This window comes from uncultured Oscillibacter sp. (assembly GCF_910579365.1).
Classification (GTDB): Bacteria; Bacillota; Clostridia; order Oscillospirales; family Oscillospiraceae; genus Oscillibacter.
In genome coordinates, this window is the sequence record NZ_CAJTUX010000080.1 from 1 (window position 1) to 10309 (window position 10309).

Below are 10309 nucleotides of genomic sequence, written 5' to 3' on the forward strand. Positions count from 1 at the left end.
AGGTTCCGCCCATACGCTCAAATAATGATATTTCCATGATATAGTCCTCCGATATATTGAATATCCCCGCAATTCAATCACTCTCGGCTGACTTTACAAAAGTTTTGGGAGGAACTTCCTTACGAAGTTCCTCCCAAGTGCGGGATTTTTTGCTCAAAAGAGGGTTGACGTTCTTTAGACAGAAACGCCGCTTTGCGAAAAAAGCAGGGTCCGCGTCCCGCCTTACCGGAAGAGGGCTCATCCTAAAGCGCCGCCCTTGAGCTTAAACCTTCCTACAAGCCCCTTCATCAGCTGCGACTGACTGGACAGTTCTTCGCTCGCCGCCGCGCTTTCTTCCGCGGTTGCCGAGTTTGTCTGTACAACGCTGGAAATCTGGTCGATTCCCATCATAATCTGAGAAATGGAACCAGCCTGCTCGCTGCTGGCCTCCGAAATCTGCTCGATAATGACGGTCATCTCGTTTACGTCATTTACAGCCTGGATCAAAGACTGCGCCGTATCGTCCGCGATCTGCGTTCCGCCCTCGACGGCCTTTAACGAATTTTCAATCAAAGCGGCGATGTTTTCAGAGGCTTCCTTGCTTTTGTTTGCCAGACTGCGGACTTCGTCGGCCACTACGGCAAACCCTTTTCCGGCGGCGCCTGCGCGGGCGGCCTCCACGGCGGCGTTCAGGGCCAGGATGTTTGTCTGGAAGGCAATGTCTTCAATGATCTTCATAATTTTGCCAATCTCATTGGAGCAGGTGCTGATATCCCGCATTGCCTGTATCATCTGCTGCATTTTCTCTTTGCTGACATCCATTTTTGCGCTGACACTTTCGGCCGCAGCGCTGGCCTGCCGTGCGTTGTCCGCGTTTTGATTTACCTTGCTGGAGATTTCATTAATTGTGGCGGCGAGTTCCTGCACGGAACTTGCCTGCTCGGTTGCCCCCTGAGCAAGCGCCTGGGAGCCGGTCGATACCTGGTCCGCCCCGCTGGCGACTTGGGAGGAACTTTCACTGATTTGCAGCATGGTATCGTTGAGCTTTTCCGCAATGCTCCGGAAGGAAACCAGCAGGGGATAGAAACCGCCTGTATACTCATCCTCGCAGACTGAATCCACCGTAAAATCTCCCTCGGCCATTTTGGCAAGGAATTTGTTCTCATCATCAATAATGACCTGAAGCTTGTGAATCAGTCTGCTTACCTGCGCGGCAAGAACCCCCAGCTCATCTCTGGAGGTATAGGAGATTACTACGTCCAAATTTCCCTCGGCCATTTTGATCGCGGCGTTCTCAATTTCGGAAATGGGCATTTTGATCAGACGTATCACTACGAACGAGAAGAACACTCCCACGAGGATTACGGCGAGGACAATCGCCGCCATAAGATAGACGGCAGTTTTGTATGTGGAAGAGCTTTCCGCCACCGCAGTATTGCTGCCTTCCGTATTGTAGACGATAATATTATTGAACGCGCTGTTTAACGAATTGTATAGGTCTACGCACTCGCCCTCCAGGATCATGCGGGCATCCTCAATGCGGCCCTGCTTGGCCAAGGCCATCATTTTTTCGTCCGCTTCATTGTACTGCGTCCAGAAATTCAGCGCATTTTGATAGAAAGCTTGTTCTTCCTCATCAATCAATGCCCCGTACGTGGCCAAAAGAGTCTCCATATCCTTTTTTTCACTTTGGAGGTACTGAAGGCTGGACTTCTCTACATCATCAGAAATTGCGGTAAGATACCCTAATTCATTGAGGCGGATATTCGAGACGGTGGCACTCAAGTCCCTTGCTATATCCACACTGGGAAGCCAGCTTGTTGCAATATCGTTTGTTATGTCGTTCATCCGCCCCATAAGGAAGAAGGACATGCCGCTGATAACAAGCATCCCGAAGAGCGCAACCCCGATGAGAATATAGAGTTTTAACCTGATTCTTAAATTCCGTATGTAGTTAATCATGTTTCCAGTCTCCTTTTATGTTTCGCTGCTCACAACCGCCAGTTGTAAATCATGAACTGATCTTCTGCGCGTTGTCTCAAAGTATATCGGCAAATTTCCCCTGTTTGATAAGTGGAATCAAGAAATCCTGAAAAAACTTTAGATAGCGCAGACAATCAATACCGCGTAGTTTTTTGGGTTCTATACGCTTCCGGCAAGTCCCGGCAACGCGCTCTGCGGAGAAATCCAAAATACTCCATGAATAAACCGCCGGGTATCAGGAGCTTTCCCTCCTTATATCTCTTTTTTCACCTTTCGCCCATGGTATATGGCCTGCTTTTCTCACGCAGTCTGCCGCTGGTTTCGTGTCGTGCTGCTTTCCTGCCGCTCTCCTCAATAGAACGCTCTTCGGTCAGGCCGCCGTAATGGCCGCCCGCTTCTTTGACGACCAGCTTCTCGCTGGAATTCGCTGTTTTAAGGTCCGCCTCGATTATGAAGCAATCGGAGGGGCCCTCACAGCTCAGGGACACAACGATGCTCTGGTCTTTGCCCAAGGTCACAACTCCAACGGGCATTTCGACACCGGGAGCAATATCCGTATAGGCGTTTCCCTGGGAACCAAGCCATTTATACGTTGAGCCGTCACCAGCCCCCACCGTTTTGTCACTGGCCTCATTTACGATTAATTGGGCACATCGCTGCTCCCGGCCTCATATCCGGTTTCATTCACCGAAGTGAACGGTGAACTGTCCTTTGACACAAAAGAAGCCGCTGCGCTGTCCGCCGGCGTCATATCGGATTCGTCCTCTACCCAGCGAACCTTGCCCTGTTCCACTGACTCCAGAATTTTAGCCCACTCCTCCGGGGTGAACTTGTGTTCGTCCTCACGGTTCACAGACACCACGCCGCCCGGCACATTGTATGTATCCTGCGGTCCGTTTTCCTCGTTGTTGCGCTCGAAGGTCTGCGCCTGGCCGTCCGGCAAGGAGGAAGTGTTGTCCTCCGCTGCGGCCCCTGTTGTAAATCCAGCCGCCATGCCGAGTGTCAGCGCCAGGGCAAGCACGACGGACAGCAGAGATAATCGTCTATGAGGCTGCCAAAGTAAACAGGCTGTCGTTGTTCATGCTTTCCTCTTTCCGGCTGTCCGGCGCGTCTGCGGCTTTCGGTTTTGTGGGGGCGGCCTGGATAGTTTTCACTGTTTCACCGTGTCCCTTTCAATCAGGCGTACCAGCTTATCGCCCATGGTTTCCCTGCTCGTCCTGCTGAAATGGACACTCACCTTGTAGGTTGTGGAGCCAATCCGCTTTGTGATGTGCAGCGGCTTGTCAGTGCGTTCAATCGAACCGTCTGCTGTTACTGCCGGCATAGGATCAGTCCCCTTTCCATATTCGGCTGTCTGTGATATACTACCGTCAAAATCACCTCGGCGCGTCCTTTCCCGCGCCCCTGTGCCGCCTGCGGCCTGACTGCCTGTTGTTTTCGGGGTGTCCCCGTTCCTTTACGATACACTCCTTTTTATTAGGCTCATAGGCCAGGGGATATAAAGCGGCTGGGCATTAGTAGGCTGAATGAGATTCAGGGACTCCGGTAAGGTGGCAGCGAAGGGCCGGGTCCCTCCGCAATGTTCCCGTCCCCCAATTTCAGACCTTCCAATATCGCACAGACGCCGCCGGTGATGCCGGTAGAACGCATATAATGATGATTGGCGGGAAGCATCTGCCCATCATTATACTGCCGCAGGCGGCAAAACTTGCCGGAAAGACCTGCGTTTTGGCTTTTTTAGACAGCCCCTGTGTAGCTGTTCAAAAAATTTAAAAAGAAAAAGAAAAAAGTCTTGCTTTTTCCAAAGGAGTATGCTATGATAATTAAGCTGTATCGGACAAGCAAAGTATGCGCCCTTAGCTCAGCTGGATAGAGCGTCTGGCTACGGACCAGAAGGCCGGGGGTTCGAATCCCTCAGGGCGTACCAAGAAGAATCCCCGTGTTCTTAACGAATACGGGGATTCTTCTTGTTTTATCGCCTGGTTTTACGTTTAAAAGTTCGAGTTTCAAGACATGAAAATCAGCTTACCCCTTCAAATACCCCTTACGGGAGATTTTTCTGTTTTGGGGCACGCACACTGGAAAAATACGTTCGGGGTTCCACGGGTGGGGTGTGAAAAGGCGGTTCCATGTTCTTCTGAACAAAGAGCCGCCTAATCGTTTTAACCGCTCTTTTTGATTTTCTCGATGTACTGCTGCATCCGGTCAGCGCTCTCGCGCTTCATCTGGTCAGTGACGTGGCCGTAGACGTCCAACGTAAAGGACGCTGTGGCATGGCCCAGGTTCCCCTGGACGGTCTTGACATCATCCCCGACCCGGAGAGACGCCACGGCGAACGTATGTCTCAAATCGTGCAGACGGGTCTCAGGCAGGCCAACGGCCTTTACGATACGCTTGAAGTTACGATACACGGTGTCAGGAACCAGGTGATGGCCCAGCTCATCCGTGAACACGAAATCGCCCAGGGCATCGCCTTCCCAGCAGGGGCCAGCTTTCAGACGCCATTCCGCTTGCTTGGCCTGCTGGGCCTTCAGGGCGTCCATGACGAACGGAGCAGGAACTACCACCCGGCTCTTATCACTCTTGGTGGTGGGAAGGACGTACTTGCCGCCCGGTCCCCGCTCCTTTTGGAGCTGTTTGTTGATATAGATGCTCCCGGCCTTAAAGTCGATACAGTCCCAGGTAAGGCCACAGACCTCGCCACGGCGCATTCCGGTGAATATATCGGTCAAATAGATGGTCTCGAAGCGGTGCCCTTTGATGGCCCCCAGAAAGAGGGCCGTGGCATCATCATCCAGGGGCTTGATGGCTTTCTTCGTCTTCTTCGGTAACGTACAGGCATCGGCGGGATTAGACCGCAGATAGCCGATAGCTACGGCCTTTTCCAAGGCGCTGTGCAATACGCCGTGGCAGTTATGGACGGTCTTGGGGTTCAGGGCTTCATGGCCGTCCTGGGCCTCCAGTAGACCATTGTAAAATTTCTGAATCGTATGGGGGGCGAGGACCTCCAGTTTCACGGCTCCAAGGCAGGGCTTGATATGGTTTTGGATATGAGCAGCATAGGACGCCTTGGTGTAGTTCTTAATGTCGCTCCAATATTCCTTGCACCAGATGTCCAGCCATTGGCCTAAGGTCATCTTACAGGGTTCCCGGTAGTCGTCTTTGTCCAAAGCGGCAACAGCCTCGGTCATCTTTTTACGGACTTCCTTCTGGGTCTTGCCATAGATGGACTTGCGGATGTCCTTTCCAGTGCCGGGGTCCACGCCAATGACGAACCGGGCTTCCCAAGTTCCGTTGGGCCGCTGGCGGATGCTGCCTTCGCCTCTGGCACGTCTTTTTTTCTCTGCCATGGTAAAAAAACTTCTCCTTTCGGGTTTGACACCATGGCCCCTACGTGCTATACTATAGGAGCACAGGTGCTTTAGTAGAATGGGATTATAAATCAGGGCTTTGTGCTGACTGTCCGTGTGGCTGCAACCATGCGGACAGTCTCTTTTTTTTAGAATTTCCACATTTAATTTTGGGGGTTCGCTCGCTTGATTGCGCCTGTAATAATTTGGGCAATTATCTCATTTAAACCGGCAATCTGTTCCGCGTTCTCCCTCATCTTTTCACTGTCTTCCGGCTCATGGGCCTCCATCAGCTGAAATCGTTCGTACTTCACTTCATTCAGCGTACCAATCACGCTTTTCAGCTGCGCCCCTTCTTCTTCATTCAACCCAGAATAAACATCCGTTTTTTGGGGATGAAGCTGGAAGGTTGGGACCTGAACCATGATTTTAAGATATTCCAAGGCATTTAGCTGGCCCGCATCGTTGAGTTGGTTAAACATGGTGTCAAATTTTGCGGTACGTCTCCGGCGCTTTTTTAATTCCGGTTCTTGCGAGTTTTCGGACGACGCCCCATCAGGACCAGGTTCAGCGGCGGCGGTGGCCAACTCACGCTCAATCAGCTGTTTTAAAAACTCCATCGACTGCGGAATCCATTGGTCGGCCTCTCCGATATAATCCCCATGATAATAGCGGTCTTCGAAATTAGATATGATTTTTGAAATCTGCTTGAGCTCCTCCTTCTTCTCCGGAGAGATGTTGACCAACTCATAGGGCGGAACATCCAGCAGATTCGCCAGAGTATAAAGCTGGTCAACGCGGAATTGCCGCTGGCCGAGCTCGCATCGGCTGACAGCGGACTTGGAAATACCCAAGCGAGCCGCAATGTAGTCCTGGGCGAGACCCTTGGCTATCCTCGCCTGCTTGACTTTTTCACCTGTTGTCATAATAGCAGTTTGCTTCCTCCTCTTCTTTGATTTTTCATTTTTATTATAGCACGTCATCTTCATATGTCAACAAAATTTGAAAAAAGATTTCTGGGTCGAATTTTCTTGCAAAATGTATGGGAAGCGGAAGGGCCGCTACTTACAGGAAAAGGGCGATTATTATTTAAATAAGGTATAATGGCCGTTTTAGCCCACCAAGTAGCCTCTCGGTTGCCCGCATTTTCGTGGGACTAAATCTTTTTTCAAATTCCCGGGGATTTTTTTTTAAAAAAATGTTGACAATCTAAGCGGGCGGTGGTAAGATAGCACCATGGGACCGGGCCAGAGGTCCGAACCCAAAGAATTTAAAAAGGAGGATTTCTATCATGAAGAAATCCGAAGCGATGCAAAGCACGCACTTGCCTCCGCATGTCCCTAAGATGAGGCACCATTCCACCACCTCCGGCACCATGTGTAATTGCAGTTGCACAGGCGGCCATCCCCAGCACGAAGCCCTGATTTATAATCCCACTTCTATCAATGAACTCTCCCCCTGCCATGGCAGGGGGCAGGGCGGCCACGATGACCAGCCGCTTCTGGAGCAGCTGAGCGCAGACACCACCGGCAAGCTGGCAATCAGCGTTCCGGAGATGGCCAAGCTGCTGTCCATCAGCAAGCCCACTGCCTATGCCTTGGCCCGGAGTGAAGGGTTCCCCGCGTTCCAGGTCGGCGGCCGAACGCTTGTGTCCGTTCCGGGCCTCATGGCCTGGGTGCAGCGGGCTTCGACCGAGGAGGTGCTGTGATGATGCCCCCGAGCATGAATCTGAACAACACCCCTGAGAGCGCGAAGAAACGGGGAGGTGCTGTGATGATGCCCCCGAGCATGAATCTGAACAACACCCCTGAGAGCGCGAAGAAACGGGGAGGTGCTGTGATGATGCCCCCGAACATGAATCTGAACAACATCCCTGAGAGAGCGAAGAAAGAATGCGCTTTCGTTATCTGGAAGTACCAGCCTCGGGGCAACGGTGTGAAACCGGCCAAGGTCCCGTACAATCCTAAGACGAGTGCGCCCGCCGACACTGCGGACCCCAGCACGTTTGGGGGCTTTTCGGAAGTGCAGAATTACGCCAAAGCGAGGTACGACGGCGTGGGTGTAGGCATCTTCCGCCTGTCGGACGGTTCTTGCCTGGCCGCCATTGACATCGACCACTGCATTGACGAGAACGAGAATCTTTCCCCGATGGCCGATGACATCATGAAGACCATGCGGGCTTACACGGAAGTCTCTCCCAGTGGGCGGGGTATCCGCATCCTGTTCCTGCTCACGCCGGGGTTCGTCTTCGATAGCAACAAGTACTACATCAACAACCAGGCCAAGGGCCTGGAGGTCTACGTTGCCGGAGCAACCAACAAGTATGTGTCTGTGACCGGCAATACTCAGACACCCGGAGCAGACTTGGAACTGCGGGACGCGGAACTGCTGCGGGTCTTGGAGAAGTACATGGTCCGGCCGGGACAGCTGGTTTCCCAGCCCGCTCCCCAGCAGGCCCAGCCCGTGGCCCAGGACAGCGGTCAGCCGGACAATCCGCTGCGGCCCGAGGACCTGGCTCTGATTGAGAGCATCAAGAACGGCCCCAGCGGCGAGAAGTTCATGGCGCTTGGGCAAGGCGACATATCCATATGCGGCAATGACCATAGCTCCGCCGACATGGCTTTCTGCAACATACTCGCCGCCCGGACGCAGGATGCAGGACAGATTGACAGAATCATTCGGAACTCCAGGCTGATGCGAGAGAAGTGGGACAGGCCGAGCGGCCGCAGTACTTACGGCAGTTTGACGATTCAAAAGGCCATCAGCTCCGCGCTGGCTTACCGGCAGCAGTCTCTGGCACCTGCACAGCAAATTCCCCAGCAGCCTCTGGCGCCTGCACAGCAGGCGATTCCCCAACAGCCTCTGGCGGCTCCTGTACAGCAGGCGATTCCCCAGCAGCCTCTGGCGGCTCCTGTACAGCAGGCGATTCCCCAGCAGCCTCTGGCGGCTCCTGTACAGCAGGCAGCACCTGCGCGGAAATATCAGCCGCTTTTGTCGGCACAGGAATTAGAGCGAATGGCCATAGCTCCGCTTGTATATGTGGTTCACGACCTCCTCCCGCAGGGTGTAACCATTTTATCTTCGGCACCTAAACTTGGAAAGAGCTTCATGTGTCTCCAGCTCTCGCTGGCTGTTGCTGAGGGAGCCTCTTTCTTAGGACGGCAGACGACTCAGATGGGCGTCCTGTACATGGCCTTGGAGGATGGAAATAGGCGTCTCAAAGACCGTATGTCCGCCATCTTGAAGGGCAGGCAGGCTCCTCCCCACTTGTACTTCATCACGGAGACAGGTCAAACGGATAACTATCTGTATCAGGCGATGGATTATTACCTTGCACAAGACCGCAGCATTGGGCTGGTGATTATTGACACTTTCCAGAAGGTCAGAGGGGCAGATGCCATACATGGCAAGTACCTCTATGATTCTCGGGAGGTTAGCGCCCTGAAGCAGTATGCAGATAACAGGGGCATCAGCATCTTGCTTGTCCACCATACCCGTAAGGCATCGGGCGAAGGAGACGCCCATGCGAAAATCTCTGGAACCCAGGGCCTTTTCGGCAGCTGCGATACCTCTATGGTGCTTGACAAGAAAGCACGCAATGACAGCCAGGCGACGCTGCATATTACGGGTCGTGATGTGCAGCAGCAGGATTTGATTATCCAGTTTGACTCCACTACCTCCCACTGGGAAGCGTTAGGTGGCGCCCCGGACGTAGACCGCCAGAACTATGAGAACAATGCAGTGGTGCAGACCATCCGGGAACTTTTAACTGCCAGTCCTGATGGGCGTTGGCAGGGCAAGGTGTCTGAGCTGATGGATGTCGGCCGGAACAAGGGCCGCATCTTGGCGAACAGCCCCCAGGGACTGGGGAAAGAGCTAGCCAGACTAAAGGCAGACTTGTATGCTTACGACGGCATCCAGCATAATACAACCTGTGCCAACGGAAACGGGAATCGCATTCATCACTTCTACGCACTGACGTTGGAATCGCCGGTAGGGCAGGAACAGGTCTCCGTTTATCCTACTGAGGCCCCTGTCTATCCTAGTGATGGATGGGATGGCACTGGCGACGATATTGACGACGATATCGATGACGATATTGACGATGATATTGATGACGATATTGATGACGATATTGACGATGATATCGATGACGATATTGACGATGATGAGCCGGATTGCTTGTTCTGATACCAAACTTCCTGGAGAGACTTTAATATAAGGAGGAGCCTGAAGCTTAGTATGACTAGTGAGCCGGGGAGAATCCATCTTCCCCCTGGCTCACTATTTCAAAAGACTCGTTCAACGGTAACGCTGGTATAGTATACAACACGCAAAGGTAAGTTTTGTCTGTAAGCACCTATGGAGGCGAACGCTGGCAGGTCCCACAATTCCACAGGGGTGTTTGCGGGTATACACCCACCCCACCCCTGTGGAATTGTGGGACCCCTCCAAGTGCGTCGGCCCATATCTACTTCGGTCAGTTTAAATGCTTACAGACAAAACTTAGGTTTGCTTTTATAGAGCACATCCTGCTCCGCCCGCTTACAGACAAAGCTTAGGTTTAGATGTATATAGCGATTCTCACAAACGTTCAGCAACAAATAAGATTGAGTGTAATGCACGGCAGTCTCTGCGGAGGTTCGCCGCCTCCAAGAGAACGTTCTATTAGTCTGAATCCGCCTTGGATTACCCCGCTATCTCTCTGCTGCATTTGTCTTCTCCCAAGAGCGCCCGGGGCCGGTGGCCTGAGAAAGCGGACCGCAAGGGCCGCTCCAGGCCCCGGGCGGGAGGAGCGGAGCCCGCAGCCCGCCCAGGCGGCCAACCGACCGAGGGACGAGGGAGGGCAGGGCGCGGGCGGGGCCGTCCTGGGGGGACCCACTGCGACGGGGCGCAGAAGGGCCGGAGGCGAACCCGCAGCGGCGCGGAGGGCGGGCCGCAGGCCCACACGGAGCAGCCCAAGGGTGAGCCGTAGGACCAAGTGACCCGGAGGAACC

General features: G+C 53.3%; 8 protein-coding genes and 1 tRNA gene. 3 read left to right on the forward strand and 6 right to left on the reverse strand.

Annotated elements, in window-relative coordinates:
* Nucleotides 1-237: 237 nt before the first annotated feature.
* The 4 genes from QZ329_RS13420 to QZ329_RS13435 form a co-directional block, all read right to left on the reverse strand.
* Entirely contained in the window at nucleotides 238-1941 is a 1704-nt protein-coding gene (locus QZ329_RS13420; protein WP_295753456.1) for a methyl-accepting chemotaxis protein, read from the reverse strand.
* Between the two features lie 287 nt (nucleotides 1942-2228).
* On the reverse strand, nucleotides 2229-2474 hold the full coding sequence (locus QZ329_RS13425) for a hypothetical protein (RefSeq protein WP_295753458.1): 246 nt from the start codon (nucleotides 2472-2474) through the stop codon (nucleotides 2229-2231).
* A 128-nt stretch (nucleotides 2475-2602) separates the two neighbouring features.
* Nucleotides 2603-2956 carry a hypothetical protein gene (locus QZ329_RS13430; RefSeq protein WP_295753460.1) on the reverse strand — a complete coding sequence of 118 codons (354 nt, stop codon included), beginning with the start codon at nucleotides 2954-2956 and terminating at the stop codon, nucleotides 2603-2605.
* A 156-nt stretch (nucleotides 2957-3112) separates the two neighbouring features.
* Entirely contained in the window at nucleotides 3113-3286 is a 174-nt protein-coding gene (locus QZ329_RS13435; protein WP_295753462.1) for a transposon-encoded TnpW family protein, read from the reverse strand.
* Nucleotides 3287-3812: 526 nt separating this feature from the next.
* Here QZ329_RS13435 and QZ329_RS13440 point away from each other — a divergent pair.
* Nucleotides 3813-3889, forward strand: a tRNA-Arg gene (locus tag QZ329_RS13440).
* A 235-nt stretch (nucleotides 3890-4124) separates the two neighbouring features.
* Here the strand turns inward: QZ329_RS13440 and QZ329_RS13445 are convergent.
* A complete protein-coding gene (locus QZ329_RS13445; RefSeq protein ID WP_295753465.1) occupies nucleotides 4125-5312 on the reverse strand; it encodes a site-specific integrase in 1188 nt (395 codons plus the stop codon).
* Nucleotides 5313-5476: 164 nt separating this feature from the next.
* On the reverse strand, nucleotides 5477-6238 hold the full coding sequence (locus QZ329_RS13450) for a helix-turn-helix transcriptional regulator (protein ID WP_295753466.1): 762 nt from the start codon (nucleotides 6236-6238) through the stop codon (nucleotides 5477-5479).
* A 365-nt stretch (nucleotides 6239-6603) separates the two neighbouring features.
* Between QZ329_RS13450 and QZ329_RS13455 the strand changes: the two genes are divergently transcribed.
* Nucleotides 6604-7020 carry a helix-turn-helix domain-containing protein gene (locus tag QZ329_RS13455; protein ID WP_295753467.1) on the forward strand — a complete coding sequence of 139 codons (417 nt, stop codon included), beginning with the start codon at nucleotides 6604-6606 and terminating at the stop codon, nucleotides 7018-7020.
* Entirely contained in the window at nucleotides 7020-9503 is a 2484-nt protein-coding gene (locus tag QZ329_RS13460; RefSeq protein WP_295753469.1) for an AAA family ATPase, read from the forward strand. Before QZ329_RS13455 ends, QZ329_RS13460 begins: the two co-directional genes overlap by 1 nt.
* Nucleotides 9504-10309 lie beyond the last annotated feature (806 nt).